The sequence below is a fragment of the Ktedonospora formicarum genome, assembly GCF_016587355.1.
Taxonomy (GTDB): domain Bacteria; phylum Chloroflexota; class Ktedonobacteria; order Ktedonobacterales; family Ktedonobacteraceae; genus Ktedonobacter; species Ktedonobacter formicarum.
This window is the reverse complement of the sequence record NZ_BNJF01000001.1, coordinates 3,413,025-3,440,005: the sequence shown is the minus strand read 5'-3', so window position 1 is coordinate 3,440,005 and position 26,981 is coordinate 3,413,025. Positions and strand designations below refer to the sequence as shown.

General features: G+C 53.4%; 26 protein-coding genes and 1 pseudogene. 17 read left to right on the top strand and 10 right to left on the bottom strand.

Going from position 1 to position 26,981, the window contains the following annotated elements:
• The first annotated feature begins 162 nt into the window (after window positions 1-162).
• From K3T82_RS14795 to K3T82_RS14755, 9 genes are all read left to right on the top strand, one after another.
• On the top strand, window positions 163-1,050 hold the full coding sequence (locus tag K3T82_RS14795) for a helix-turn-helix domain-containing protein (protein WP_220194209.1): 888 nt from the start codon (window positions 163-165) through the stop codon (window positions 1,048-1,050).
• Window positions 1,051-1,191: 141 nt separating this feature from the next.
• Window positions 1,192-1,986, top strand: coding sequence for an alpha/beta fold hydrolase (locus tag K3T82_RS14790; protein ID WP_220194208.1), 795 nt, complete (start codon window positions 1,192-1,194; stop codon window positions 1,984-1,986).
• Between the two features lie 233 nt (window positions 1,987-2,219).
• Window positions 2,220-2,594: an AAA family ATPase gene (locus K3T82_RS14785; RefSeq protein WP_220194207.1), complete on the top strand. Its 375-nt coding sequence runs from the start codon at window positions 2,220-2,222 to the stop codon at window positions 2,592-2,594.
• Window positions 2,595-2,653: 59 nt separating this feature from the next.
• Window positions 2,654-3,073: an AAA family ATPase gene (locus K3T82_RS14780; RefSeq protein WP_220194206.1), complete on the top strand. Its 420-nt coding sequence runs from the start codon at window positions 2,654-2,656 to the stop codon at window positions 3,071-3,073.
• Window positions 3,074-3,098: 25 nt separating this feature from the next.
• Entirely contained in the window at window positions 3,099-4,010 is a 912-nt protein-coding gene (locus K3T82_RS14775) for an AAA family ATPase (protein WP_220194205.1), read from the top strand.
• Between the two features lie 224 nt (window positions 4,011-4,234).
• Window positions 4,235-4,864 (top strand): RNA polymerase sigma factor, encoded by a 630-nt coding sequence (locus K3T82_RS14770; RefSeq protein WP_220194204.1) that lies wholly within the window; start codon window positions 4,235-4,237, stop codon window positions 4,862-4,864.
• A gap of 83 nt (window positions 4,865-4,947) precedes the next feature.
• A complete protein-coding gene (locus tag K3T82_RS14765; RefSeq protein WP_220194203.1) occupies window positions 4,948-5,580 on the top strand; it encodes an anti-sigma factor family protein in 633 nt (210 codons plus the stop codon).
• A gap of 147 nt (window positions 5,581-5,727) precedes the next feature.
• The gene (locus K3T82_RS14760; protein ID WP_220195118.1) at window positions 5,728-6,468 is read left to right on the top strand and encodes a GH25 family lysozyme; all 741 of its coding nucleotides are present in this window, start codon (window positions 5,728-5,730) and stop codon (window positions 6,466-6,468) included.
• Window positions 6,469-6,582: 114 nt separating this feature from the next.
• Window positions 6,583-7,356, top strand: coding sequence for a hypothetical protein (locus K3T82_RS14755; RefSeq protein WP_220194202.1), 774 nt, complete (start codon window positions 6,583-6,585; stop codon window positions 7,354-7,356).
• Between the two features lie 170 nt (window positions 7,357-7,526).
• On the opposite strand, the gene K3T82_RS14750 is transcribed toward K3T82_RS14755, so the two are convergent.
• On the bottom strand, window positions 7,527-8,960 hold the full coding sequence (locus tag K3T82_RS14750) for a S1C family serine protease (RefSeq protein WP_236031156.1): 1,434 nt from the start codon (window positions 8,958-8,960) through the stop codon (window positions 7,527-7,529).
• Window positions 8,961-9,175: 215 nt separating this feature from the next.
• Here K3T82_RS14750 and K3T82_RS14745 point away from each other — a divergent pair, with 215 nt between their 5' ends.
• Window positions 9,176-10,264 carry a tetratricopeptide repeat protein gene (locus K3T82_RS14745; protein ID WP_220194201.1) on the top strand — a complete coding sequence of 363 codons (1,089 nt, stop codon included), beginning with the start codon at window positions 9,176-9,178 and terminating at the stop codon, window positions 10,262-10,264.
• 57 nt (window positions 10,265-10,321) lie between these two features.
• Here K3T82_RS14745 and K3T82_RS14740 read toward each other — a convergent pair whose 3' ends face one another.
• On the bottom strand, window positions 10,322-11,815 hold the full coding sequence (locus K3T82_RS14740; protein ID WP_220194200.1) for an HD domain-containing protein: 1,494 nt from the start codon (window positions 11,813-11,815) through the stop codon (window positions 10,322-10,324).
• Between the two features lie 337 nt (window positions 11,816-12,152).
• Between K3T82_RS14740 and K3T82_RS14735 the strand changes: the two are divergent.
• Window positions 12,153-13,039: pseudogene (locus K3T82_RS14735) on the top strand (Cof-type HAD-IIB family hydrolase).
• Here the strand turns inward: K3T82_RS14735 and K3T82_RS14725 are convergent.
• From K3T82_RS14725 to rpmE, 4 genes are all read right to left on the bottom strand, one after another.
• The gene (locus K3T82_RS14725) at window positions 12,982-13,617 is read right to left on the bottom strand and encodes a protein-tyrosine phosphatase family protein (RefSeq protein WP_220194197.1); all 636 of its coding nucleotides are present in this window, start codon (window positions 13,615-13,617) and stop codon (window positions 12,982-12,984) included. The pseudogene K3T82_RS14735 and the gene K3T82_RS14725 overlap by 58 nt on opposite strands.
• Window positions 13,618-13,740: 123 nt before the next feature.
• Window positions 13,741-14,715, bottom strand: coding sequence for a DUF1385 domain-containing protein (locus K3T82_RS14720; protein ID WP_220194196.1), 975 nt, complete (start codon window positions 14,713-14,715; stop codon window positions 13,741-13,743).
• A gap of 55 nt (window positions 14,716-14,770) precedes the next feature.
• Complete coding sequence (locus tag K3T82_RS14715; protein WP_220194195.1) at window positions 14,771-16,261, bottom strand: MGDG synthase family glycosyltransferase; 1,491 nt, start codon at window positions 16,259-16,261, stop codon at window positions 14,771-14,773.
• A gap of 240 nt (window positions 16,262-16,501) precedes the next feature.
• Window positions 16,502-16,708, bottom strand: coding sequence for a 50S ribosomal protein L31 (gene rpmE / locus K3T82_RS14710; protein ID WP_220194194.1), 207 nt, complete (start codon window positions 16,706-16,708; stop codon window positions 16,502-16,504).
• Window positions 16,709-17,118: 410 nt separating this feature from the next.
• Here rpmE and purB point away from each other — a divergent pair, with 410 nt between their 5' ends.
• The 4 genes from purB (at window position 17,119) to K3T82_RS14690 (ending at window position 21,395) form a co-directional block, all read left to right on the top strand.
• Complete coding sequence (purB, locus tag K3T82_RS14705; RefSeq protein ID WP_220194193.1) at window positions 17,119-18,432, top strand: adenylosuccinate lyase; 1,314 nt, start codon at window positions 17,119-17,121, stop codon at window positions 18,430-18,432.
• 171 nt (window positions 18,433-18,603) lie between these two features.
• Entirely contained in the window at window positions 18,604-20,226 is a 1,623-nt protein-coding gene (locus K3T82_RS14700) for an MptA/MptB family glycosyltransferase (RefSeq protein ID WP_220194192.1), read from the top strand.
• Between the two features lie 48 nt (window positions 20,227-20,274).
• On the top strand, window positions 20,275-20,709 hold the full coding sequence (locus K3T82_RS14695; RefSeq protein ID WP_220194191.1) for an alpha-hydroxy-acid oxidizing protein: 435 nt from the start codon (window positions 20,275-20,277) through the stop codon (window positions 20,707-20,709).
• Between the two features lie 14 nt (window positions 20,710-20,723).
• Window positions 20,724-21,395 carry an alpha-hydroxy-acid oxidizing protein gene (locus K3T82_RS14690; protein ID WP_220194190.1) on the top strand — a complete coding sequence of 224 codons (672 nt, stop codon included), beginning with the start codon at window positions 20,724-20,726 and terminating at the stop codon, window positions 21,393-21,395.
• Window positions 21,396-21,531: 136 nt separating this feature from the next.
• Here K3T82_RS14690 and mobA read toward each other — a convergent pair whose 3' ends face one another.
• Together mobA and K3T82_RS14680 are read right to left on the bottom strand one after the other, a co-directional pair.
• Entirely contained in the window at window positions 21,532-22,164 is a 633-nt protein-coding gene (gene mobA / locus K3T82_RS14685; protein WP_220194189.1) for a molybdenum cofactor guanylyltransferase, read from the bottom strand.
• A gap of 17 nt (window positions 22,165-22,181) precedes the next feature.
• Entirely contained in the window at window positions 22,182-22,652 is a 471-nt protein-coding gene (locus K3T82_RS14680; protein ID WP_220194188.1) for a hypothetical protein, read from the bottom strand.
• Between the two features lie 210 nt (window positions 22,653-22,862).
• Between K3T82_RS14680 and K3T82_RS14675 the strand changes: the two genes are divergently transcribed.
• On the top strand, window positions 22,863-23,918 hold the full coding sequence (locus K3T82_RS14675) for an N-acetyltransferase DgcN family protein (RefSeq protein WP_220194187.1): 1,056 nt from the start codon (window positions 22,863-22,865) through the stop codon (window positions 23,916-23,918).
• Window positions 23,919-23,984: 66 nt separating this feature from the next.
• On the opposite strand, the gene K3T82_RS14670 is transcribed toward K3T82_RS14675, so the two are convergent.
• Both K3T82_RS14670 and K3T82_RS14665 read right to left on the bottom strand, forming a co-directional pair.
• On the bottom strand, window positions 23,985-25,190 hold the full coding sequence (locus K3T82_RS14670) for a DNA glycosylase AlkZ-like family protein (protein ID WP_220194186.1): 1,206 nt from the start codon (window positions 25,188-25,190) through the stop codon (window positions 23,985-23,987).
• A gap of 52 nt (window positions 25,191-25,242) precedes the next feature.
• Entirely contained in the window at window positions 25,243-25,776 is a 534-nt protein-coding gene (locus K3T82_RS14665; protein ID WP_220194185.1) for a cysteine hydrolase family protein, read from the bottom strand.
• A gap of 161 nt (window positions 25,777-25,937) precedes the next feature.
• Between K3T82_RS14665 and K3T82_RS14660 the strand changes: the two genes are divergently transcribed.
• Window positions 25,938-26,912: a helix-turn-helix transcriptional regulator gene (locus tag K3T82_RS14660; RefSeq protein WP_220194184.1), complete on the top strand. Its 975-nt coding sequence runs from the start codon at window positions 25,938-25,940 to the stop codon at window positions 26,910-26,912.
• Window positions 26,913-26,981: the final 69 nt, after the last annotated feature.

Genomic DNA, 26,981 nt, shown 5'->3' with positions numbered 1-26,981 from the left:
TCCAACCATTGGACCGTCTTCCGCTTCCCCAATGAAGCGGTCAGGCACTCCTTGCTCGATTCACAAAGTATGGGTACCTGCTAAATTATAGCCGCCAAAAATCGACGGTGTCAACGAAGCTAGCTAACAGAAGGGTCCTTCTACCAATCCCAAGCCATTCATTTGCCTGAGCACAAACCACCTGATACGCTCATGCTTGGCACAATACACACTCCGCTTGAAGTAGAACTACATGGCGGCGTAGCCGGACGCCGCTCAGGTGGCGTTAGCGAATACTTTTATAGCAAGCCAGGAGAAGTCTCTACCGCGTATCCATGTTACAATACGATCATTGGCGCATTATTGCGGACGAGGAAAATAGAGATGAGTATTAGCCATATAGTACGACTATCCGACTCACCACTGGTCGAAGAGGTAAAACACGGTCGCACCGAGCGGGCCGCGACGACCATTCGCCCCGCCGAGTGCTGCTGGCACCTCGTCCTGATACGCTATAATGGCGGCGCAGAACTACGGATCGTAGGGCCACTGACGATAGCTACCCCCCTCTCTTATCCCGAAGGCGCGGAACTACTCTGGATCAAGTTCCGACTTGGGGCCTTTATGCCCCGCCTCCCCTTGAAAAGCTTTCTCGATACAGAAAAATCTCTACCCGATGCGACCAGCCAGTCTTTCTGGCTGGATGGCTCCACTTGGCAATATCCAAGCTATGAGAACGCGGATACCTTTGTCGAGTGGCTTGTGCGTAAAGAGATCCTTGTATCTGATCCAGTGGTCAAAGCCGCCTTACAGGGGCAACCCCAGGAGGTCGCCGACCGTACACTGCGCCATCGCTTCTTACGCGCCACTGGTCTGACCCAGAAGCAGATTCAGCAATTCCAGCGCGCGCAACTGGCATGGACACTTCTACAGCAAGGCGTGTCAATCCTCGATACCGTTGAGGAAGCGGGCTATTTCGATCAGCCTCACTTGACGCGAGCACTCAAACACTGGCTCGGTCATACTCCCGCTCAGATCGTGCGCATGGAAAAAACAGCAGTCATCCTTTAATGCCCCGCCTTTCAGGCTGGTCGTTTACAACCAAAGGTTTGCCATTTTGTACAATACTTCCATCTTCGGTCAGGCTACAATAGTTTCGTTCTTAAGGCAATCTGCCCTTCGCTATAGACATCCTCAAAGGAGAAACCTTCTATGCGCAAAGTCATTTCCCAAGATGGAACCCCTATCGCTTTCGAACAATTCGGGCAGGGGCCCGCACTCATTCTGGTCGCTGGCGCGACTGCCACACACATAGCCGATGCCTCCCTGGCTTCCACCCTGGCCCCTCACTTCACAGTATTCATATACGACCGCCGTGGTCGAGGTGAGAGTGGAGACACGCAGCCCTACACCGTCGAGCGTGAGGTTGAAGATATCAAAGCCCTGATGAACGAAGCTGGTGGATCGTCCTTCCTCTTCGGCTATTCCTCTGGGGCTGTTCTGGCCCTTGAGGCCGCGCGCCTCCTTCCCTCACAGATCACCAAACTGGCACTCTACGAGCCTCCTTTTATCGTTGACGACAGTCGCCCTCCAATCCCAGTGGATTATGTATCACACCTTACTAAGCTCGTCTCATCGGGCCACCGGAGCGAAGCCGTAGCTTACTTTATGACAAATGCCGTGGGCGTCCCTGCCGAAATGCTCACTCAGATGCGCCAGTCGCCAATATGGTCGAGCATGGAGGAGGTCGCGCATACTATCGCATATGATGGTGCTATCATGGGCGATACTATAAGCGGTAACCCCTCATCCCTCAAGAAATGGGCTTCTGTCACCATCCCTACGCTTGTGATGGACGGCGAAGCTAGCCATCCCCATCTACATCAAGGGGCACGGGAGCTAGCCAATATTCTCCCCAACGCGCGCCGCCGCACCCTGACAGGTCAGGGCCACGGCCCCGCCAACGAGATCCTTGGCCCTATATTACAAGAATTCTTTATTGGCTAACATTTCTCCCCGATGGAACCTGTTCCCTTGCTCAAAGAAGTTCCAGGGCACAGGTTCCATCCTATACACCATACAATCAATATCTATTTTTACGACTATTTCAATATACACCTTGAAATCTTGACATTATTGCGATCTCTTATTTACAATTATATAGTAAGCAAAATACAGTATATATAATATTATTCTTCGCTAAACACGTAGTATGCAGTATAGAGTAGGAGAACCACCCTATGGCTCAACACTACGATGATCTCTTCCAGCGTCGCACTCGCTCCATCAATACCCCCATTACTGAATTCCTTCCTCCTGCCCACTTTAGAGTTCCCATGATCATCCACAATCTGCTCCCCACTGGTCTGACTCTACTCACTGGCGCGTCCCACTCTGGTCGCACTTCCCTCGCCCTCCATTTAGCTCTTGATATCGCTACCGGCGAGCCAGCCCTCAACTCACGTGTCCCATCACTCCACGATGACCACCAGCCCTACCGAACCGCCTTTGGTTCTCACATCCATTACCTGGCTCTTGATAGTTCCGAAGAGAATCTGCAACAAACGACAGCCCGCCTCTTTAAGTCTCGCCCCTCCCGGCCTCACTCAAGCTAACTCTGAACAATACCCTCGATACTCTGACCTCTCAGCAAGGTCTACTTGATCTACATACCTTGTTCTCTACTCGCCCTACCAGCCTGCTCGTCATCGATAACCTCGCCGCCTTCCGCAAAGGTTTCCCTGGAAATGACCGTGACCTGCTAGACGCGCTTCGCCGCCTGGCAGAAACATGTCAGATGAGCATTCTTGTTCTGCACACTGGACGGCGCTCGACCCCCTTAGCCGCCCACGTGGATCACCATTGGCACCTCTCTCGGCTGCCCATCTCTAACTATTATCGTCTCGAAACGCATTGCGGCAATCTTAAGCCCGCCACCCATCTGCTACACTGTTCTTCTGATACCCTGAGCTTCCGCTTCGCATCCCTCTCGGAAATCACCTCTCTCAACACTATTAGCGCTCACAAGGTGCTAAGCCCCGAACGCTTGACCATTCTGCACCTCATCCACAACAGCGAATCAGAGTTAGCTTGAGTAAGGTCTACTTGATCTACATACCTTGTTCTCTACTCGCCCTACCAGCCTGCTCGTCATCGATAACCTCGCCGCCTTCCGCAAAGGTTTCCCTGGAAATGACCGTGACCTGCTAGACGCGCTTCGCCGCCTGGCAGAAACATGTCAGATGAGCATTCTTGTTCTGCACACTGGACGGCGCTCGACCCCCTTAGCCGCCCACGTGGATCACCATTGGCACCTCTCTCGGCTGCCCATCTCTAACTATTATCGTCTCGAAACGCATTGCGGCAATCTTAAGCCCGCCACCCATCTGCTACACTGTTCTTCTGATACCCTGAGCTTCCGCTTCGCATCCCTCTCGGAAATCACCTCTCTCAACACTATTAGCGCTCACAAGGTGCTAAGCCCCGAACGCTTGACCATTCTGCACCTCATCCACAACAGCGAAAAAGCCATGACACCACGTCAGCTTGCAACCGCCCTTGACTTCGATGATGATTGTATGCGCCAGCTTCTCTCTAAAATGCATAAGGCCGATCTACTCACGACAACCGATTATGGTCATTACAGTATCCATCCCTTCATCAAATCACTCATACCAGCTCTCCTCGATGAGGTCCCCATTCTCCCTCTACTCACCCTCAACGAGATTCCACCCGATGATCTCAATGCAACGATCCCTCACACTTCCCATGATCCCAATCTCAATGCAGCGATTTCTCACCTTTCCGATCCCGGTCCAACTACCCCTCACACGACCAACACCCAGGACCAACTCGACGCCCATACCTCTCACGATCCCAATCTCAATGCAGCGATCCCTCACACTTCCAAATCCAATACCATGCCATCACAACCTAAACAGCCCCTCACCAATTTCCATACTCCCAATGCGGCTATCACTCACAATTCCGAGCAATATAACGGCACACCACGAAAGGACCCAAATATGTAGGCACGACGCTTTAGCAAGCGCGGCTCTCCGCCCTGCACTGTATCATCTACCATATGTAGGCGCGACGCTTTAACAAGCGCAACGCTTCACCCTGCGCGGTCCCTGCTGAAAGATTTGTCTTTTCCACTCTAGCGGGCAAAAGCGTGCATAATATGACGTTTTGTGCTACACTAGCCGAGATGGCAGGCGGAGACGCAGATTTCGTAGAGAGAGGCTCCTGGTTGATGAGCAAGCACACACCCGAGGATGAGGAATGGCTCATCGTGCGCAGTAAACGTGGCGATTTAGAGGCGTTCAATAAACTGATTGAGCGCTACCAACAATTAATGTATGCCTCGGTTCTACGCATGCTCGGTAATACAGAGACAGCGGCGGATGTCACGCAAGATGCCTTCCTCTCAGCCTTCCGCCATATCGACTCTTTTAAGGGCGGGTCCTCGTTTCGCGCCTGGCTGCTACGTATTGGCTCCAACCTCGCCTGCGATCACTGGCGCTATAAGCAGCGCCATCCCGCCGCCTCGCTTGATATGCTCACCGATAGCGAAGAGCCACACGCCCAGGAGACACTCAATTCGCTGGTCACCAGCGCGATTAGCGATAACCCGGAAGAACAACTGCTCACTCACGAACTTCAGGCCCTCATTCAGCGCGGCTTACAGGACCTCCCACTCGAACAGCGGGTCGCAGTCGTGCTCTGCGATATCGAGGGCTTCTCCTATGAAGAGGTGGCAACGGCGACAGAGACTTCACTAGGCACGGTGCGCTCGCGTATCTCGCGCGGTCGCAGTCGACTACGCCAATACCTTGTTCAGCATCGGGAACTTTTACCGCGCGATTATCGTCTAACCAATTAAGATCAATATATACTTTGGAATACCAAACCAGTGTTCATAGGTTGTAATATTTGGTTTCTTGAACTAGGAGATGGAGTAGACGCGTGGCACACGACGAACGGCACCTGACAACGGAAGAGTTCTCCGCGTACCTGGATGGGGAGTTACCTTCCTCCGAACAGGATCGCTTAGCCCAGCATCTGCGCTCCTGCTCCAGTTGCCAGGAAGAACTACATGAATTACGACAAACCCTCACACTCCTCAAGTCCTTACCTCAACCAGCGCTCCCCAGGTCGTTCGCACTCTCCCTCGACTTCGCACGCCTCCCCGATACACCACCACTCTACGCGCAAGTAGACGAAGATAAGAGGAAAGACACACGCGAACTCTCCACACCATTCCCAGGCCGCTCAAGCACCCGTAGCGCCTTACGTATGCTGAGCGCCATCGCGGCGGTCATAGGACTCTTCCTACTAGGCAGCGGATTCCTTCCTCTGATGACACCGCTCTCAGTTCAAACAACATCATCGAGCGCGGGCTATTCTAATGCCAAAGATAATGGTGCTAAGTACCCTAATAATGAGATGACTCCCTACCAAGCACAAAATACCCAGGTACCCCAAATCACCACTCGGCCAGAACAGACTCAACAAGTACAGGGACAAACCCTTTCTACTGGCCTACCATCTGGATCTTTGATCTCAATACAGGCATGGGACGCCTGGGCCTGGGGCTAATCATCTTCCTGCTCGGAGCCATAGGCTGGCTAGCCCTGCGCGTAGGCGCGCGCATATAATGCTACTGTGCCATAAGGCTATAAACTTGCGAAAGCTGTTATAATCCTCCCATAAATACATTTACAATAAGGGGATTTCATTTTGAATATGGCATGGAATTGGCTCAGGAGAAGCATATGGCCTCGCGTCGGACTTACCCTGCTCGGATTACTGGTAATAGGAGCTTTACTTTCCTATGCAGGAATCATCTGGCCGAACTCCTGGTTCGTGGGACATGACAGCACACAAGGGTTCGATGTATCAAGCTATCAGAAGCAAATCGATTGGAAAGAGGTCGCCCAGACGGGAACCTATAGTTTTGTGTTCATCAAAGCCACTGAAGGGCGAACATATCAGGATGCCTACTTTCAAGCAAATTGGCGTGGTGCCAAAGAACAAGGGCTGCTTCGGGGCGCGTATCATTTCTATACAGAGTATCTAACTGGCGCTGAGCAGGCTAACAACTATATCCATATGGTCCCCAAAGAAGCGGGAATGCTCCCCCCCGTACTGGACCTGGAAGTAACCGGGAAAGACCAAAAGAAGATGCTCCATGAGATACAGGTCTTCCTCGATATGCTGGAGCAACACTATGGCCTGAAGCCCATCATATACACAGATTTTGACCGGTATGAGCAATATATCAAAGGACACTTTGAGAACTACTCCATCTGGTTCAGGAATATCATCTATCCGGTTCAATGGAGCAATATCCCCAACTGGTCCTTCTGGCAATACTCAAATCGTGGACACGTTCCTGGTATCTCAGGATTCGTTGACCTCAACATGTTCTCTGGCAAGCGCGATCAACTTAAGGCCCTCACCCAACAGACATTCTCACAGCACTGATATTCCTCCACGCGTTGCACGAAACTGTAGTTTTTTGTATAGTTTAGGAGGTACACCAATAGATTTCTATACGTTTGCCTGATCCAGACCTTGAAATAACGAGTGACATGTCTTATGAATAACGTCCTTCTCTATTCCTCGCCGGTCATCAATATCATCGCGACCGCCTTCTTCGCGGGCACGATCACACGCCAATATCTGCGCCGACGACGGGAATATCAACTTTACTGGTCCCTGGCTCTCCTTATGGCTGTCGTCGCGACAGTGGCCTATGTCGTCATGATGCTCGCGGGACCAACTAGCGGCACGGGCATTGCCTGCTTCCGTGTTTACTACACATTGGGAGCAGCGCTTATGCCTGCGTGGCTGGGGCTGGGCAGCATTGCCTTACTGGGCAAACCCATGTTGACGCGCTCATGCTTGATCTTTCTCTCATTCCTGAGCCTCATCGCTATCTCCTTCACCTTCGACGCGACGATAGATATGGCAAAACTCAGTCAGATTGCGGGTACCCCAGGTACTGGTACCCTCCATCCCGGCCCCTGGCTGGTCACGACGATTATCCTGAATACGCTAGGCGTGGTAGCTATCGCGGGAGTCGCTGTATACTCGGGGCTGAACCTGCTACGCAAACGTGGAACCATCGGCGATCTGAAGTCACTCAATATGCTCTGGGCCAATGTACTCATCATGGCTGGGGCTCTTATTGACGCGGCGGCTGGCACCCTGGCACGTGTCATCGGCCTTCAGAGCTCTTTCTGGGCCATTATGGCCCTGGGCTGGCTCGTCTTCTACGCCGGAGTATTGCTCACAGGTCGCCGCTCTCGCCCATCACAGACAGCCCCCGGCACCATCCCACAACCCGCACCCTCAAGCACTTCTCACTAACCTCCTATAACCAGCCCATGTGTAGCCGCGTCGCTTCAGCAGCGGCAATCGTAGCGCAAAAAGAAGGACGGGTACTAGTACCCGTCCTTCCAAAATCCCAAGCACAAGGAAAAGCGCTATATAGTGGCACCATCAACCAGTAAAGGCTGAAAGGCGCGTGGTTGTCTGCTTTATGAATTCTGAGCTTGAAGTTCGCCCAGGGTAACGTTGATTGTCATCTGCTGATTTCCACGATAGATCTTTAATGAGACCTGCTGGCCCACATCCTTGCTCAAGAGCGCGTCCGAAAGCGTTGAGGCATCAGTGACAGCCTTTCCATCCACCTGCACAATCACATCATTGACCTGAATACCAGCTTTATCCGCCGAACCACCAGGCGTTACCTGAACGACCAGCACGCCCTGACTGACCGCGAGGCCATTCGTTTGCGCCACGTTGGCGTTGATGCCCTGCACTGTGACATTGAGCGCGGCCCGCCCGGTATGCGTAACCTTACCATCGTTGATAATCTGCTGCGCGATAAACTTTACGCGGTTGGACGGAATCGCATACCCTACGCCATTCGCTGGTGTATTGTACTCCGAATTGATCGCAACCAGGGTCGGCATCCCGATTACCTTGCCAGTCAGATCGACAAGCGCGCCACCACTATTACCAGGATTGATCGGCGCATCCGTCTGAATCGTATTTGGCAAAGTCGCGGTGCTATCCTCGGAAACATTGCGACCTAGCGCGCTGATGATACCCTGCGTAACTGTATTTGAGTTGCCTAACGGGTTCCCAATTGCCAGCACTTCCTGACCCACCTTAAGCGTCGAAGAATCACCCAGGTTGGCGGTCGTCAAGCTAGTCGTTGGTGTGATTTTGAGCACCGCCAGATCGTCAGTCGCGTCTGTTCCAACCAGGGTCGCGCTCTTCTGCGAACCATCTAAGAACTTGACGGAGAGGCTCTTGGCCTTCTCAACCACGTGATAGTTGGTGACGATATAACCACGCTTGTCAATCACAATACCAGATCCCAGGCCGGAATCAGTCGTAATCTGCACCACAGCAGGTTGTACACTGGCGATAACCGCCTCGCGCACTGTCTGTATATTGTTGTCAGTCAACGAGGGGATCGTCACCTGCCCATTATTATCCGATTGCAGGCCCTTCTTCTCCGTCGTCGTCTGCGCGGGTAGCGTCGAGGTACGCCCATACTGCCAGCCCGCGAAGAGCCCCGTCCCAAAGACCAGCAGAAGCACAACTGCTAGCAAAGCTATTGCCGCAGTTCGCGGCCCCTTGCGCTCAGGTGGACGTGGAGCAGGTGCCTGCCCATAGGGACCCATCCCGGGCTGTCTCACTGTCTGGTGCTGATCGGTTATTGGATAAGCCGTCGGCGTATAGGAACGCCCATGTGCATCTTCCTGAGATAGATGCTTAGCATAGGTCTCAACACGTGTATAGTCATTATTAGCAAAAGTCATATGCTCATAAGGCTGCTCTGGTTGCCGCTCTTCCGCGACGACCTGAGACACTGTCGTTCCCGTATCCTGTCTCACAGAATCATCCATAGTTGTATTGTCGTAATTTGGATCATTAGTAGTCATATTTTCGTCTGGCATCTGGCATCCTCCTGAACACGATGCATCTGGACCGGTTCATTCGCCTCTTGCTACGAAGTTCTGTCGTCTTGTTACTGATAACTATACAGTGGTAGTTTTAGAAATCTTTATGGGTTTTGTAAAAAATCTGTATGACTTTCAGTCCTGAAAGGGTTGCTCATAATAGATCTTCATGTGATAATGGAGGGTAAAGAGAGCGGAGAAGAGCGTCATACATGGGAGAGAGTAAGCCAACGTTGAACGAAAATGACCAGCCAATCACACCAGAGGCTTCAGGAGAGACGCCACAAACGATCAATCAGTTGCGCCAGCAGGCCCACACCGAATTACAGGCGCACAACTGGCTCCAGGCCAGCCAATATTTGAACGAGCTCATCCAGCGCAATGAGGCGGAAGAAGAGGATCTTGTAGGTCTCGCGGCGGCGCTTGATGCCCTCAGCGAGTATGACGCGCTGTTAGCTATTTCCACCCGTCTACTTGATGCGCAGCCTAATTCAGCTACCGCCCTGGCTTTTAAGGCTCGCGCTCTACAAAAGCTCGAACGTATCTCAGAGGCGACTATTGCCAATGACCAGGCTCTCCTGCTTGATACAAACTTGCCTCTGGCCTGGCTCAATCGTAGCGGGCTTCAATTGATCCAGCAGCGTTTCCCCGAAGCATTACGCAACGCTCAACGCGCCGTCATGCTCGCACCAGAGGACGCGCGGGCCTGGGCCAATCAGGGTGTCGCACTTATGAACTTTCAACGTTTGAATGAGGCGCTAGATAACTTCAATCGAGCACTAGTGCTTGATGAGCATAATTTCTTCGCCCTCCATATGAAAGGCGAGATCCTCTGCCGTCTGGGTCGCATGCAAGAAGCCATTGCCGTTACGCGCGAAGTCTTGCTACAGCACCCCGGACATACCCCTTCCCTGGTTCAGGCAGCGCAGGCCCTACGTGCGCTTGAGATGTATGACGCGCTCAAAGAGGTTGCCCGCGAATTGATCGCCCAGGTACCCGATAATCTCTTCGCCTGGGAAAACTATATGCGTGCATGGCGAGGCCTGGGCCAATATGCCGAAGCCAACGAGACCCTGGATCAACTCTTACAGCTTGATCCCGCGAACGTGCGCTTCTGGACCCTCAAAGCTGATACTCTCTACCGCCTGGAGCGCTATCGCGAAGCCGTACGCTGCTCTGAGCACGCCGTACGCCTGGATATAGATTACGCTCCCGCACGGCGCATTTACGAGAAGTCTCTAAAACAGGTACAACAAAAACGCGAAAAGGCCATTCTACACACAGTCCATCCCCAGAGTTAAGCAAGACATATGAAGGGGACGTACGCATGGTGCGTACGTCCCCTTCATATGTCTTGCTTAGATTATCTCTTCCAGAATCGGTAGTACAACATCGTCACGGCGCGCGGTCAACAGGTCGCGCAGGCGCGTGGCAACTACGATACGAATGCGGCGCTGGTGCTGCTCATAGCGCGCAAGATCATCTGGCTGTAGACCAGTCACCTCGACCCAACTCATGAAGGGCTTCATCCCCACAGGTGGGTGCTCAAAAGTAATATTCAGGTCCATCTCCCATTTTTCCGGGCGCGGAATGTCAAAGAGCAATTCATGATCGGCGATTTCCGTCTCCAACGCGGTAGAGAGGCGTTGAGCCAACTGGCACTCCACGCGCCGTCGACGCTCAGAATCCCAGAAGAGTGCATCCAGGCGATTAAAGAAGCGCCCGGCCATGCGACTGACCTCCAGCACCACCTTATGAGGCTGACGGAGCGTCAGGCTTTGCGTCAATTGGCGTGTGCTCTGTGGCATCGAATCTCCCTGCAACAGAGTTAGCAAGGAATGATCATCCAGCCCTACCAGTTGTTCGGCACGCAGTTGCTCACTCAACAGTGCATCCTGTACGGCACGCACCAGCATAATCTGGAAGGCGCGGCTCGTGTGATGCCAGTAGATATTATCAAACATCTCCTGTCGCGCATGAAGCAACGAGTGAAGTGGGCTGATCCCCTTGTGTGTGACCACAATACGCCGTTTGCCATCCACCTGGTGAACAAGAAGCGAGCTGAGTAGGCGCGAGACATCAACACCACCATAGGGCACATTACAGGCACGGGCATCACGCGGCAGGTAATCTAGCTTATCAACGTCCAGGGGACCACTCAGCAGGTGCCCCAACAATTCATCATCTGGATGAAGCGAGCGATTCTTCGGTGGATCAATGAAATCTGCTACACGCTCAGGCGAGAGATGGTAATCGCGCTCAAGGATAGTCGAGATAGAGCTTTTCTCAATAACAGAGCGCCCGACACGCTCATGCAGCAGAATGGGGTGGCCTAGCTCCTCGATAGTATGGGAATATGGATAATGTCCGATATCATGAAGCAAAGAGGAAACTACCAACGCTTGAATGCTACTCACCGAGACTCCATCCAGCCCACCTTTCTCCCCACGCTGGAGCAGCGCACGCAGAGCGCGCACCGTCAAATGATAGCAACCAAGGCTATGCTCATAGCGGGTATGGGTCGCGCCAGGCCAGATGCGATAGACAAATCCAAGCTGTTTGACATGCTGCAAACGCAGAAACTCAGGACTACCAATCAATTTGACTTCGCGCGGTCCCAGTGGAATCAGGTCATAGAGGCTATCGCGTACCGTACTCACCGGCTGGATATCCGGCAAAAGAGGAAAGCCTTCGTCATCAATCCAGTGCGAACGCATATGCGGCTGGATAACCGTGTCCCTTTGCGCGCTTGTCTCGTCCTGACTGCTATTATGGGTTACCTCTATATATTGCTGCACTTCCGCCTGGGAAGGGGAATCCGTCTCTAGAGATTGCTTATCTCGCGTATCCATGATTAACCTTCTACCAATTTCCTTTATAGTCTTATGCGAAACCCAACCCCGCTGCCGTGCCCCCGTATGGGGATCGTGGAGGCGCTAGTCTTCGCACAAGGTCTTTGCTGCACATTTCCTATTCTTTGCCGAACACATATTTTTGGAAAGGGTGGCACATCCAATCCACACTACCGAATCGTCCTGTTCTTTCAATCTAATTTGATGAGATGCTCTGAATCAGCATATAATAAGCAGAACAACACTTATGCGGTGGAGATGCACCTGCCCGGGTTAGAGGGAACTCTCCATTACCCTACCCACATATAGTACAACGAGTCAGGCGGATAGAATAGCTATGCACCAACCTCAACCTCTAGAACCTCTTAAAATGCTTGCCATTGACATTGATGGGACCTTACTCAACCCCCAGAAGCAAATTACCGCTCGCACACGTGAGGCAATTCAAGCGGCACGCCAAGCAGGCCTGGTCGTGACCCTGGCAACGGCCCGACGGCATATAAATACCAGAGGCATTGCCTCCACACTGGGGGTCGATATCCCAATTATTTTATATGATGGGGCCTTGATTCTTGAGCATCCCAATGGGCACGTCTTCCATACCCTGATGCTTCAGGCGGAGATAGCTCAGCAGGCACTCGATATCCTGGTTCAGCATCGAGTCCAGCCTGTCATCCACCACTACTACGCCCTCGAAGAGGAAACCTGGACCGGCCTGGAAGAGTTTGACACTCCCTCTGTTACGAACTATCTGACATCATCTCAGACGCTCCGCCGCTTTCCCTACGCAAGCTGCTGCCTGGGACAACCTGATCCCTTACGAATCGTCGCCTTTACCTCAGAGGAAGTTGTGCAAGCCATACTACCCACAATCTCGGCCCTTAACTGCGCCTGGAATATGACGCCACTTGGAAGTTACCACACCGCCGAACTCTCAATTATGCATGCCCGTTGCTCCAAGGCCAGTGGAGTACAAACCCTGGCGGATTCCCTGGGCATACCCATGTCACAGGTAATGGCTATCGGGATGGCTATAACGACATTGAGATGCTAGAAAGCGTTGGTTGGGGCGTGGCAATGGGGCAGGCGCGTGCGAGAGTTCAGAAAGCGGCGCGTGCGGTCACTGCCAGCAACGCCGAGGATGGCGTTGCTGTAGCTATCGAGCGTTATATCCTGGGTAGCGATTTGCAGGTCTCCTCAAACTCGCGCAGTCGCGCGATCTGACGATGATTAGGCGCGGCCTGCCAGCGCTGGCGCTGCACCAGTTCTAGCGCCTCCGCTCCATGCATACCACCGTAGACCAGAGCGGCACAGGTCAGTAATACACTTCTCCCGACACCATGCTCACAGTGGATCAGCACACGTCCATTCTGCTTCAGGCGCTCATTGATCCAGCGCGAACCATCAAGTAGCTGCTCCACACTCAGGGGATAAGTATCAGGTGTAGGCAAATACAACAACTCGATATTATGTTTGCGCAGAGACTCCTTGTCGTCGCAATACTCCTGGCGCGTATCCACGACGTGCGTGACTCCAACCCTTGCGAGCGCGGGAATATCCTCCGGGCGCACACGCCCCCCAACGGCAAGGTGGCTATTAACCCAGCTCATATTGAGCGTATCTGGCAAGGGAATATGTAGAGCATGCGCCACACGCTCGCCAAACGAATCCTCCGGGCAGAGGTGCGCGGCGATCCGCGTCCAAAAGCGATACAACAAACGGATGACACCATTGCTTCCCCAACGCAAGAAGGAAAACTTGAGTGGCATAGAGGTATCACGCTGCTGAAGCTCTTGCTCCATCTCAACCTGTTCGATGGCGGCAAAGACTTCGATATTCGTATCCTCCGGGTGTTCCCCAGGAGGGGTGTGATTTGCTGTGATTCTGATTGCATAGAGCGTATGTCGATCCTTACCTTCGGAAGACTAGGGTGCTACCGCTAGTGATGCGGCACTGGCATCTTGCTTTCCGCTCTCGGCATCCTGATCACGCGCCAGAACGCGTTCGAGAGCGGCAATAGAGCACTCGATCATACCATCTTCGGGCTCGCGTGTCGTCAAACCCTGCAATGCCAGCCCCGGCGCCAGCAGCCAGCGCACAATACGAAAGCGGTAGTTCGCGGCACCCAGACGCATCAATTCGTACGCGACAGCAGCGACCACAGGCACCAGCACTACTCGCGATATGATCTTTATGGGCAACGAAGGCGTAACCACCAGGGCAAAGATAGCAATAGAGAGAACCGCCACAATGAGAAGGAAGCCAGTCCCGCAGCGGGTATGTACACGCGTCGCGGCGCGCACATGCGCCACATCGAGCGGCTCCCCATGCTCCATGGCATTAATTGCCTTGTGCTCAGCTCCGTGATAGCCGAAGACGCGCTGTATATCAGGCACACGCCCAATCAAGAGCAGGTAGCCAATCAGCAAAGCCAGGCGTAGGATCCCTTCCAGCACCAGGCTCAGCCAACCATCACCAATCCAGGTCCGCAGCAGGCTTGTCACGACGAGCGGTCCCACGAAGAAGACTGCCACAGCTATCGTCATTGAGGTGATCAGAGAGAGGGCCATCGAGGCCCCAATCTTCGTCTTGTCCTCGTCAACCTCTTGAGCAGGGGCATCGGCGCTCGGAGCCTTCGCCTCATCCTCAGGCTCCTCGGAGGCCACATTGGCAGAGAGCGTCATGATGCGCGTACCTAGAATTAACGTCTCCCACAGCAGCAACATGCCACGCAGAAAAGGCAGGCGAAAGAGCTTGCCGCGATACAAGCGGGGCGGCAGAGCCTCTTCATAGACATAGATGCTCTGATCCGGCTTACGCATAGCGACGGCGACAGAGGTCTTCCCTCGCATCATAACGCCCTCGATCACGGCCTGCCCGCCATAATAAAATCTGGACATACTGGTTGCTCCTTATGCATAGAGACGCGTGCGCCGATAGAAACAAGCGCGAGCATTAGCGCCCATTCCCTTTGATCTTAATAAACCGACGCAGAATAGAGGTTGATGGTGTATCTGTACCGTTCTCCGACAGGTCACGGGTGCGCGCGAAACGTCGCGTCACCGGATTACGCAACAAAGTCTTACCCCCCACAGGCTTACGCGCACGCGTTCCCTGACGACGACGCAGCCGGATCGCCGAGCGCAAACGCCCTGAGAGACGGCGCTGCGCGCGCTGCCATTGACGTGAATGCCAGATGCTCTCGGCCTCAAGATCCGGAAGATAGCTAAGAATGCAGTTCGCGATATCAAAAGAGGCACGCGCGCGACTAACCTTCCGCGCGTTATCCAGGCGCTGGCGCAATATCTGTGAGCCAGGCTTGATCAGTTTGCGTAACTCATTCACCAGGGTGCGAGGATCAAGCGCCAGCACACCAACATCATTTGCCAGCACAAACTTGACGTTTCCCTCTTCCTGTCCCGGTACATACCCACTAAGAATAATCGGCAGATCGCATGAAAGGGCCTCACAAATAGTACCTGGCCCCGCCTTGGTAACAATAATATCCGAGGCGCGCATCAGTTCCGGCATATTATGTACAAAGCCAAAAATCTTGGCAGGCACATGAAACTTGGAGCGTGTACGCAAGAGTTGCGCGTACAAACGACGGTTACGCCCGGTTACCACCATCAACTGGACGGGCAAGCGGGCCTGTGAAATGGCCTTGACCGCTGCCTGTAAGCCACCCGCGCCATCACCACCACCCACCAGCAACACAGTTGGCAAGCCCTCTTGCAGACCAAAGCGCTTTCGTAACTCTTCTTTGCTATCAGTGGGCAGCGTGAATTTAGGATCGATTGGCATGCCCAACATATGCAGACGCTTTGGATCGAGGCCGCGCTCCATATACAGTTGTTTGGCCTGTTCAGTCGGCACAATATAGCCATTTGCCCCCGGAGCAAACCAGGTAAAGTGAACCGTTATCAGATCCGTGACAACGGTCAGGAAAGGGATCTTTAACCCAAGTTCCTGCAAGGCATGAATGGTTACGTGATTGAGCAGGGGATGAATAGAGACAATAATGTCGGGTTGAACGCTTGTAATCAAGCGCATCAAGCCATTCAAGATGAGTGGTGTGGCAATCGTCTGGTAAGCCTTCACCGGGCCTTCTTGATTGCTTAAATGAAATACATCACCGAAGAGCTTCGGATTATAGCGAATGGTTGGGCCGTAGAGCTTGACAGCTTCACGCAGAGGAAAGCGGCTATACTCTTCAAAGACATCCACGATTTCAATGCGGTAGGTTGGTGGTTCAAGCGCGGGAACTCCGGTCTCGCTAGCGGAACCTGCGACCGTAGAAGGTACAAGTTGCTCCGCATGCTGCGCTTGCCAAGCCTCTTGCTCTCGCTGCGAGATAAGCTTGATCGCGCCCGTAATGGCATTCGCAGCGCTACGATGCCCCGCCCCTGTATCAGCGATTAGGAACAATATAGTGCGTTGCTTCACCAGGTAAGTCACCCCCTCAAATTAGTGCATCCACAACATGACTGGTACTTTCAGAAGAGGAGCAAGGAGCGAAAATAGAATCCACCTCTTCACCAGCGCTCGAATAACGGCAGCGCCTCTCTACCTCTCCACCATCAATGGCTGACCAGCACATCTTAGCAGGAAAAGGCCAGCACTGTAAAAAAGGGGTAAAGGACACCGTTTATCGTTCCTTTACCCCTTTTCATCTATTACTTAAGCCTACTCTTCTTCAAGGCTAAAGCGCTTGCGGAAGCGCTCCACGCGACCCGCAGTATCAAGCATGCGCTGCTGACCAGTAAAGAATGGGTGGCACTTAGAACACACATCAACTTTCAAGAGGGGCTTTATGCTCAACGTCTTGAAGCTATTGCCACAGGCACAACTCACTGTGCTCTCAATATAATTTGGATGGATTCCTTGTTTCATTGCTTGCGACTCCCAGCTTTTAGCTCTTGTATTTATGCGATTGTGGCGTTATTCCCCTGGAGAACTGTACATCTGGCAGCCTCCCCACGTCTCTCGCCATATACGCATAACAATTCTGAGAAGATTGTACATGCATGGTCTTGCCACGTCAAGATGCTCGTTACTCTACGTTCCGAACACAGTGACCTCGATCATGTAGTACGCACATCTTATTTTGTTCCTATTCTAACATAGATAACACAATGAGGCATCATTTTATGCCACAGTAATGTGGAGGCTCTATCTGGCATGTGATACACTGACGGGTGGACAACACATACCCTTGGTTTTCATAAACCTCTCACCATCTGCGGTGGCTGCGCGTCAGCGCTGAGAAGTCATGTTTATTCATTGAGGTGAAATCATAGATCATGATCGAACGCTATTCTTTGCCTGAAATGGCCGCTATTTGGTCAAATACACATAAAACGGACAAGTGGTTGGAAGTTGAGTTGCTTGCCTGTGAGGGTTGGGCCCGTGAAGGAGTTATTCCCCAGGACGCGATTGAGAAGATCCGTACCGCGCGCTACAACGCCGAGCGGATGAGCGAGATTGAGAAAGAGACACATCACGATGTTATCTCCTTCCTGCGCTCTATTCAGGAACAACTGGGACCCGAAGGACGCTTCATCCACCTGGGTATGACCTCTTCCGACGTCCTGGATACAGGCCTTGCGGCCCAGATCAAAGAGGCTGGCGAACTCTTGACCGTCTCACTCGCTAAACTGGTTGAGGTCGTGGGGACCGCCGCGAAGCGTTATAAATATACGTTGATGGCTGGTCGCTCGCATGGCATTCATGCCGAGCCAATGACCTTTGGTCTGAAGTTGGCCCTGTGGATGGATGAGCTTAAACGGCACCAGCAGCGCCTCGCCGCCGCGCTTGAGCAGATCGCGGTTGGTAAGATTTCAGGCGCGGTTGGGACACACGCGACCATACCACCTCATATCGAGGAGTTCGTGTGTGAGAAAATGGGCCTGGGTGTTGCTCCCATCTCAAATCAGGTCGTGCAGCGCGACCGCCACGCACACTTCATTACGACCATCGCTCTGCTCGGAAGCTCGCTAGAGAAGATGGCGCAGGAGATCCGACATCTGCAACGGACAGAGTTGAGCGAGGCCTTTGAGCCCTTTGGCGCGGGACAACAGGGATCTTCCGCGATGCCACACAAACGCAATCCTGAGCTCTGCGAGCGCATCTGTGGCCTGGCGCGCCTCCTGCGCGGCTACGCGGTAACGGCAATGGAGAATGTCGCCCTCTGGCATGAGCGCGATATCAGCCATTCGTCCGCCGAGCGCGTCATCATTCCTGATTCTTGCACTCTGCTGCATTATGTTCTGCACATCTTCACCAACGTCATTGAGGGCCTTCAGGTTGATGAGGAACGCATGCTCGCTAATCTGAATATGACCGGTGGGCTGGTATTCTCACAGCGCATCCTGCTCGCCCTGATCGATAAGGGTGTTGGTCGCCAGGAAGCCTATAAGATGGTGCAACGCAACGCCAAAAAGGTCTGGGCAATGGCAAGCAATGGCTCAATCCAGGGTCCCGCCCTCCTTAATGAGCTCAGCAACGATTCCGAGGTTACGCAATACCTCTCGCGCCCCGAGCTTGAAGAATTGACCAATACAGATTTCTATACTAAGCATGTCGACACCTCGTTCAAACGCGTAGGATTGGCCTGATTCTGGTATAGCCCTTCCAGATAGAGGGGTCGTGTTGGTGAATAATAGTAACCAACGCGACCCCTCTATCTTTGGGAACCTACCTTGAATCCCATCACTTGCTATATAATAGCGATGGTGGGTCTTACACAAAGGCTCCTCAAGTACGCACTATAAGGACGCTATGTCGTCGTGACAGATATACAGTTGCTATCCCACACACAATCAAATACAGTACGCGTGCGCAGCGCAGCATTCGCATTATTCTGGCTGGCTCTGGCTAGCGAGCTGGTCTATCTCTTTCTGCTGGCGCTCGTTCCCCTACCAGCGCTACATCTTATACCAACTCCGCTATCGGGGCTCTATCCCTGGCTACTCCAGCCCTCACGATGGCTTGCTATGCCACTACAGACGCTCACGAATGTCTTTGGGGGATCGCCAGCTCCTCTCCTGGGAGGGGCGTTGATCGCGCTCGGCCTACTCTATCTCGTAGGACTCTCGCAGCTCACGGGAATAGGTGATAGACGCTGGCTCATAGGATTGTTGGGAGGCGCGCTAGTCTTTGGGCTGACCCTGCTGTTGTTACCCTCTATATTCTCGGATAATGTCTTTACTTCAATGTTTGCTGGTCGCACGCTGGGTTACTATCACCTCGACCCCTTCCAGATCGCGCCCATACACCTGCCTAATGATGCATATGCAAGCTGGATTCAAACTCGTCGAGACCAGCATGACATCACGCTACCTCTCTGGCTCTATCTTTCAACACTGTTCACCCAATTGAGCTCAAATCCAGCCACAACGTTGCTCCTCTTTAAAGGCTTCGCCCTGCTGGCGCATTTGCTCAATATCGTGCTTGTCTGGAGCATTCTCAGCAAGATCGCACCCAAACACCGCCTGTCAGGAGCTCTGATATATGCCTGGAATCCGCTGGTCTTGATTGAACTAGCGGGCAATGGACAGAGTGAAGGGTTGCTAATGCTACTCCTATTGCTGGCGACATGGTGCACGCTTCAGAGGAGGAGGCCAGTCTACGCCTTGGGTGCTCTTCTATGCTTTGGTCTAGCGATTAGCACCAACATGATCGCACTGCTTCTGGCCGCTCTCTACGCCTGGTTTATTGTCGACCATACACGGGGGTACTGGCATGCGGTCCTGGCGGCAGGTTGGCGGATATTAACAATGTTGCTTCCCCTGGCCCTGCTCTTCCTACCTCTCTGGCATGGCGCGACAACATTCTTTGCGCTGACCTCAACCGTCGATGTGGCGCATTTTATTCATTCGCCAATTGGGCTGCTCGCACTCCTTCTACGAGGTTTCTATTCCTGGTTTGCCCATCTCACGCATATGCCAGCGTACCTGGACCCCATCACCTCAGCAGATATGACGGTACGTGCCTCCGCCACCTTCGTCTTTGTCCTGATCTATCTGCGTCAGTTTGGCACAGTGCGCGATGCTAGCCTACTCAACCTCCATCTCACGGATGCAAATGACCCGGCATCCACTCTGACAAGCGTCGATACGCTGATATATGGATGGATCAGCAGCATTCTCTGGTATCTGCTTCTGGTTTCAGGCTGGTTCTGGCCGGGGTATATCCTCTGGCTCTTCTGGGCAGTAGCACTGCGCCGCCGTGATGCGTTCTCATTCACCCTGCTGATCCTCACCAGCACCACACCTTTGCTGTACACGTTAAGCGATTTCAATACTGCTTCTGTCACTATCTACCAAATCGCCATAATTTTTGGTCCGCCACTCGTCTACTTTATAGGTGCAAGAACCAGAGAGCGCCTAACGTCGAGCGTAGCCAAGTAGCATCAGATCGCAGAGCGTCGTTCGCGCAGAAAGGATTTCCTTACATTTATGACCGATGAAGTCAAACAGCGCAAAATTGAGCACGTCAATGTCGCGCTTGCACGGGACGTCTCAGCGCCGCAGCAGGCTGGCTGGCAGGATATACACTTCGTGCATCAGGCACTACCGGAGGTAGACCTGGATGCTATTGATACCTCAGTAGAGTTTCTGGGACAACGACTGCGTTACCCTCTCTTCATTTCCTCGCTTACAGGTGGGCATCCCGATGTACTTACAATTAACCGCAACTTGGCGCGAGCCGCCGAAGAGTATGGGCTAGCACTGGGTGTGGGAAGCCAGCGTGCCGCGATCCTTAATCCTGAAGTCGCGGATAGCTTCGCAATCACGCGCGAGCAGGCTCCACACGCCTTTCTGATCGCCAACATTGGCGCCCCCAGCTTATCGCTCAAGAGCATCATCCGGCCTTTACCTACGAGCAGGTAGAGCAGGCCATACAGATGATCGGAGCGAATGCCCTGGCACTGCATATGAACAGCTTACAGGAAGCGGCCCAGCCAGAAGGTGATCGACGCGCGGTTGGTGAGGCCAGGGCGCTGCGTCAGCTCGCGCAAAGACTCCCATTACCAATCATCGCCAAGGAGACAGGGGCAGGTGTTTGCCGCGAGCAGGCATTGCTGCTCCGCTCATGCGGAGTCTCAGCCATTGATGTGGGAGGCGCTGGCGGTAGCAGCATGGCCGCGATGGAGGCCGCACGCTCACAATCTCGCGGAGACGAACGCTCCACGCGCATTGGCGAGCTCTATCGAGACTGGGGTATTCCAACGCCTATCGCGGTTATTGAGAGTGGTGTGGCACATTTGCCCTTGATAGCAACTGGCGGGGTACGCAATGGGTTGGACATTGCGCGGGCGCTGGCAGTAGGCGCGACGCTTGTTGGCATAGGGTTTCCCTTCCTGAAAGCGGCTAGTCAGGGGTATGACGAGGTGCGAGAACTTCTAGAAGGACTCATCGCGGAGCTCAAGGTTGCCATGCAACTGAGTGGAGCTGGTACCATAGCTCAGATGCGCAAGGTAGATATAGTGGTGGGAGGCGAGACTCGCGCCTGGCTTCAGATGCGTGGCTTCGAGGAAGAGCTCAAAAAAATGGCGCGAAGGCGCTTGCGCTCATAGAGCTCTGCGCTCGCTGAAGCTGAGCGCCTACATATGGACTGCGAAGACGTGGCATGGGCTAACAAGTTACGCTCGATGAAGCTGAGCGCCTACATATGAGATTTCCTGTGTTGGGAAAATAGATAAGCGAGAGGGCCTATCGTTCCAGGCCCTCTCGTCGCAATTCGTCGGGAGTATTTATGTTCACAAACGAGCGCAGTTTGGGATCTATAGCCCGCAAGCGCTCCTCCTCCACATAACGCACACGCGCTTGCTCCAAGAGTGAGCGAGGACCACGTCGCCCGGCGCGCAAGCTCGCCTCGATGATAGGCAGCAAGATGCGTGGATACACGGCCAACAAAACCTGGGGAGCGCCTGCTACAAAGGGCAAAATGATGGCGTCGTCCAGGGGTTGAGCCAGCAGGAAATCAAGCACGGCAAGCTGTACAAAAGGCATATCAACAGCGGAGACCAGGGCATGTGACGCATTAATAGCACGCAGACCGCTGTACAAGCCCATCAATGGCCCCCTGTCCTTCTCAACATCGACCACCACACGCACACACGTAGGTAGATCCAGATGCCGATACCGCTCCGCATATTCCTCATCGCGAGCGACAAGTACAACCTCGCTACATCGCTCGCGTAGGAGTGTGGCCTGTGAGACCACAAAGGTTGAGCCTGATCTTTCGTCAACCCCCATCAACGGAAGCATGGCCTTATCGCGACCCATGCGGCTACTAAGCCCTCCTACCAGGAGGATACCTGCCACGGAGGTTGTACGTCCCAAGACAGTCTCCAGTTAGTCTAGCGCGAGCCAGCGCGAGCGTTACGCTTGCTGCGATTCCCCTTCGGAACATACTTCTGCTGGGTCTGATATGCCTTGAAGCCAGCGCGCTCTGAGGGGTATTTGCGTACCAGGTAGTAAATCCAGGTCGCAGCCCAAACAACCATGCTCAGGAGCCAGAGATAGCGCCAGAAACGCCAGGCGAAGAAGTAGCCACTCAGGTAGACGCGCGCAAAGATCAAGGGGAGACCCACAACACAGATCACGGCGAACCAGCCCAAATAGTTGTCAAGCATGCGCTTCGCCAGGGGCTTGCTCTTCACAAAGCGCTTACGACCCTCAACAGAATAGTAAAAAGTGAGTAAGAGTCCGGCAATACAGAAGATAAGCCAGGGCCAGAGAAAGTGAAACACTTCAGTACCAGGGAGACCACCATTGGACCCGGCCATCACGGGATCTTCAAAGAGCCAGCGGAACAGATTGGATTGCATGAAAAGTAAACTCCTTACTGTGTATCCACGCTATGTGATGAACTTTATGATAGCATGTCTCCCTGCCAGCGTCTAGAGGGCAAGCAGCAAAGCTTAACAGTTCGCTCAAGAGCGGGCTCCACTCGCGAGAGCAGGCCGCTCGCTCCCTTCTTTTTGTGTATATAATAGGGAAAAATTATCTACCCATCTGGACAAAGGAGCTGCTTATTTATGCGACGAATTGTGATCCTGGCGGAAGGAGCTTTCACCCTGCACCGGGCCAAGACGGCAACGGGTGTTATTCGTTATAGTAAGGATGAGATTCTAGCGGTCATCGATAGTACTCATATGGGAAAGGATGTCGCGCAGGCATTGGAAGTGCCTCTGGGCGAAGGCATCCCAATGGTCCAGGATATCCATGAAGCCCTGCGCTTAAAACCAGATACCCTTATGATCGGCATCGCACCGCAGGGTGGAGCGCTCCCCGCGAGCTGGCGCTGGCAACTCCTGACTGCCATCGAACATGGGCTCGACATCATTAGTGGACTCCATACCTTTCTTGCAGACGACGACGAACTGCGTGAGGCCGCAGAGAAGAAGGGCGTTACCCTTTGGGATGTGCGGCGCGCACCAGATCAGACACGGGTCGCACAGTTTACCCCTCACCGACCTGGAAGCCACACCGTCTTGATGGTTGGCTCCGACTGTTCAGCAGGTAAGATGACGGTCGCGCTTGAACTTGAACGTGTCGCGCGCCAGCGCGGCCTGGATGGCGCGTTCCTGGCGACGGGTCAGACCGGCATAATGATCTCTAACGATGGACTACCTATTGACCACCTCATTAGCGACTTCATCGCGGGAATGGTGGAAGAGAAAGTGCTGGAGATGTCCAATGCGCATGAATGGGTCTTCGTTGAGGGACAGGGCGCGCTTACCCACCCTGGCTACTCACCCGTAACGCTGGGCCTGATCCACGGATCGGTTCCTGACGCCATGATTTTCTGCCACCTCGCTACAGCGAAGACCATTGACGGCTACGAGCGCTGTCCCATGCCATCGCTCTCGCGCCTGATCCAGATCAATGAAGACGCGATCAACTGGATTCGCCAGGATGGGCAATGTAAGGTCGTCGGACTGGCATTGATGACCGTTGGGCTAAGTGAGGAAGAGGCTCGCGTAGCCATCCAGCAGGCTGAAGAAGAGACGGGTCTGCCTACGACAGACGTTATTCGTTTCGGCGCGGAAAAGCTGATGGATGCCCTTCAACAGCATTTCTCCACTCGCTAAACCAAAATGTAGAATGGTCGCTGTATTATACTAGAGGTAAATACAGCGACCATTCTACGTTTTTCCTTATTTCTTGCCCGAGAGGAGGACGGCTCGAGTTTTACTATCGATAGCCTCGCTAACGATGATGTCATGAGCGTTGAGGTAATGCATGAACTTGCGGGAAGCGCGCTTGAGGGCGGCGCGCATACTCGCGTCAGGTTTGACGTCGCTCTCCCACCACCACTTATTGATGGTCCAGACCCCTTTCTCCAGGCGTGAATCGATACGCGCGACAAAGCGGTCGCGATAGAAGACAGGAAGCACGTAATATCCCCAGCGGCGCAGGTGCTCAGGCTTATAGACTTCCCAGATGTAGTCGAACCCGAAGATATGCTCAATGCTCTTACGGTCCCAGAGAATGCTATCGAGGGGCGCGATGAAGCGCATCTCCGCTTCATTGGCGTGCTCAGTAGCGGTGGAGGTGGACTCCAACAGGGGAAGAGCACTGGTAAGAAGGTAGTATGTCCAGGCCTTCTCGTCTACCTGAACGGGAGTCAGAATACCATCCGCGACAAGCTGAGCGATAGCCGCTTTACGTATAGAGGAACTACCGCAAGCGCTCCAGATAGCGGCTTCCGCATTGGGGCGAAGCAGTCCTACGGCCTGAAAACGGCGTCCGATTATCCAACGGTGAAAGGCATCAGCATTATCTAGCAGTGGTGTCTGAAAGTGAGCATCGGGAATAACGCGCTCTGGGCGATCATAGTAGTGCCGCCCATTGCGACGATGATGTGTGAGGATCATGCCACAGACCCACATCGAGCGGAGCGCACGTTTGGCTTTTGTGAGGCCATACCACGAATTCTTATCAGCCATGCGTGAGTGGTCATCCAATTCCAGGGAGGAGAGCGGGCCGCGTGCATCCATCTCAGCCAGAATACGCTCAGGTGTTTCGGGATCAAGCCCCAGGATCTCACGGTCGTGGTAGGGTCGGTATGACTCACGCACCATCGCCCGTAGCGGCCAATCGCTAATTGGGACCAGGCAGGCTTGCTTATCCCAGGCATCATAAAGAAGGCGCTTTGTATAGGCCAAATGCTGCCAGTCGTCAATCTGGTAGCCAGGGATGCGAGCCTGGAAGACAAGATCAGGATTGCGTCCGACCGGATTCAAGGGATCATACTGCACCGTTCCCAGGCGCTCAAAGACACCTGGAAGATCGGTTGGTTGAAAGTGATAGGCTGTTAGGAAGCGGCGCGCATGCTCGCGTGAAATATGTAACATTGCCATAGAGATATGCCCTGGCGGGAGGACACCCTCCCGCGCCTTTTCCTGTAGTGTGCTAGAAGTGAATGTCTGCGGTGGGCTTAACTGAGATTCGGCCTTTATCGGTACCGAAACCATCGAGCAGATAATTATGATAAGCAATGGCCTGACGCGCGGAGAGAAACTCGTTGTCCGCAGTAATATGCGCATCGGAGACCAACGTAATGCTGTAGCCAAGCGTCGTCGCGCGGCGAATGGTGGTATCGACGCAGTACTCGGTCTGCCCACCAGTAACGACGAGATGAGTGATATGCTTCTGCTGAAGCTCCTCATTAAGAGTTGTCTCATAGAATGAATCGGAGGCGCGCTTCTGGACTACCAGTTCACCTTCGTGTGGCGCGATGTTTGGATGGATCTCCCACGTGGGGAGCCCCTTCACCAGGCTATCACCCTCGGGACCATTATGCTGCACATAGATCACTGGTGTTCCCGCCTCACGAGCCTGAACTAGCAGGCTTTGAATATTCGCTAGCTGCTCTTCTGGCTGACCGGCTTCTTCAAACAGCCCTACCTGCATATCAATAATCACAAGCGCGGTTTGTTTATCCATAATGATGGTACTTACCTTTCTTCTTGCGTTCTATATATTCACTGTAGCCAATACAGACACGACTAACGTTGAGTATACAACCGAAAGCGGGTATAATACGTCCTGATTGAACATATTTCTGTCAGCCAGAGCCAATACATAGCGAGAAAGGGACAGGAAGCATGTATTTTCCAACCACACGCGTCCTCACAGTTCTTGAATTGCTTCAATCGCGCACACGTATCAGTGGGCCAGAGCTAGCGGAGCGTCTGGAGGTAGATGTACGCACTGTGCGGCGCTATGTGACTATGTTGCAGAGCATGGGCATTCCAGTACAGGGGGGCAGGGGGCGCTACGGAGCATATTTCTTGCGACCCGGCTTCAAGCTACCACCTCTGATGTTTACCAATGAAGAAGCATTGGCGTTGACGTTAGGGCTTTTCGCGGCACGCAAACTGGGCTTAGCCGAGGCGACCCCCTCTATTGAAGGTGTCGCGGCAAAAGTAGAGCGTGTTCTCCCCCTGGAGCTACGTGAAAGCATGCAGGCATTGCAGAATACCCTGGAATTCCATTATCTCGACACACGTAAGACGATACGTGCCGAGATCATCTCCGTACTCTCGACAGCGGCACAGCTAGAACGGCGCGTCCACCTGAGCTATCAAGCCTTCAAAGGCGACATCTCTGAACGCGAGGTTGATCCCTATGGGCTGGTCTACCGCGTGGGCTACTGGTATATGGCGGGCTACTGCCACCTGCGGAAAGAGTTGCGCAGCTTTCGCCTGGACCGAATACTGGACGCCACAATGCGGGCTGAGCACTTTACCCGCCCAACGAACTTCAATTGCCTGGAGTATGTCACGAAGGGAATACCGATGACTCCCGCACGCTGGTATGTCGAGGTGATACTGGAAACGACACTAGAGGAGGCACGCACGATGGTGCCGCCAGCCAGGGCAGTACTCGAACAGGTCATAGATCAGGAGCGACAGGTACTCTTCAAATGCTATGTCGATGAACTTGACTGGTTGGCACACTCGCTGGCAAGCCTTGAGTGCCCTTTTATTGTGCGCCAGCCCGATGAGCTACGTGACGCGCTCTTCCGACAGGCAGAGCGGATGCGTGCGCTCGCCGAGCACGCTTCATCCCCACAGTAGATGAAGCACAAAAAAGACATCCCTTCGCGCGTTAGCGCACCATAGGGCATATGTAGTCGCGTACACTAA

What these genes read in the sequence shown, in the direction of transcription:
- purB (WP_220194193.1), top strand. Translation starts at nt 17,119, where the DNA reads ATGATCGAACGCTATTCTTTGCCTGAAATGGCCGCTATTTGGTCAAAT.
- K3T82_RS14690 (WP_220194190.1), top strand. Translation starts at nt 20,724, where the DNA reads ATGATCGGAGCGAATGCCCTGGCACTGCATATGAACAGCTTACAGGAA.
- K3T82_RS14695 (WP_220194191.1), top strand. Translation starts at nt 20,275, where the DNA reads ATGACCGATGAAGTCAAACAGCGCAAAATTGAGCACGTCAATGTCGCG.
- K3T82_RS14675 (WP_220194187.1), top strand. Translation starts at nt 22,863, where the DNA reads ATGCGACGAATTGTGATCCTGGCGGAAGGAGCTTTCACCCTGCACCGG.
- K3T82_RS14720 (WP_220194196.1), bottom strand. Translation starts at nt 14,715, where the DNA reads ATGTCCAGATTTTATTATGGCGGGCAGGCCGTGATCGAGGGCGTTATG.
- rpmE (WP_220194194.1), bottom strand. Translation starts at nt 16,708, where the DNA reads ATGAAACAAGGAATCCATCCAAATTATATTGAGAGCACAGTGAGTTGT.
- K3T82_RS14770 (WP_220194204.1), top strand. Translation starts at nt 4,235, where the DNA reads ATGAGCAAGCACACACCCGAGGATGAGGAATGGCTCATCGTGCGCAGT.
- K3T82_RS14785 (WP_220194207.1), top strand. Translation starts at nt 2,220, where the DNA reads ATGGCTCAACACTACGATGATCTCTTCCAGCGTCGCACTCGCTCCATC.
- K3T82_RS14680 (WP_220194188.1), bottom strand. Translation starts at nt 22,652, where the DNA reads ATGCAATCCAATCTGTTCCGCTGGCTCTTTGAAGATCCCGTGATGGCC.
- K3T82_RS14725 (WP_220194197.1), bottom strand. Translation starts at nt 13,617, where the DNA reads ATGGAGCAAGAGCTTCAGCAGCGTGATACCTCTATGCCACTCAAGTTT.
- K3T82_RS14665 (WP_220194185.1), bottom strand. Translation starts at nt 25,776, where the DNA reads ATGGATAAACAAACCGCGCTTGTGATTATTGATATGCAGGTAGGGCTG.
- K3T82_RS14790 (WP_220194208.1), top strand. Translation starts at nt 1,192, where the DNA reads ATGCGCAAAGTCATTTCCCAAGATGGAACCCCTATCGCTTTCGAACAA.
- K3T82_RS14740 (WP_220194200.1), bottom strand. Translation starts at nt 11,815, where the DNA reads ATGGATACGCGAGATAAGCAATCTCTAGAGACGGATTCCCCTTCCCAG.
- K3T82_RS14670 (WP_220194186.1), bottom strand. Translation starts at nt 25,190, where the DNA reads ATGGCAATGTTACATATTTCACGCGAGCATGCGCGCCGCTTCCTAACA.
- K3T82_RS14760 (WP_220195118.1), top strand. Translation starts at nt 5,728, where the DNA reads ATGGCATGGAATTGGCTCAGGAGAAGCATATGGCCTCGCGTCGGACTT.
- K3T82_RS14750 (WP_236031156.1), bottom strand. Translation starts at nt 8,960, where the DNA reads ATGCCAGACGAAAATATGACTACTAATGATCCAAATTACGACAATACA.
- K3T82_RS14745 (WP_220194201.1), top strand. Translation starts at nt 9,176, where the DNA reads ATGGGAGAGAGTAAGCCAACGTTGAACGAAAATGACCAGCCAATCACA.
- K3T82_RS14660 (WP_220194184.1), top strand. Translation starts at nt 25,938, where the DNA reads ATGTATTTTCCAACCACACGCGTCCTCACAGTTCTTGAATTGCTTCAA.
- K3T82_RS14755 (WP_220194202.1), top strand. Translation starts at nt 6,583, where the DNA reads ATGAATAACGTCCTTCTCTATTCCTCGCCGGTCATCAATATCATCGCG.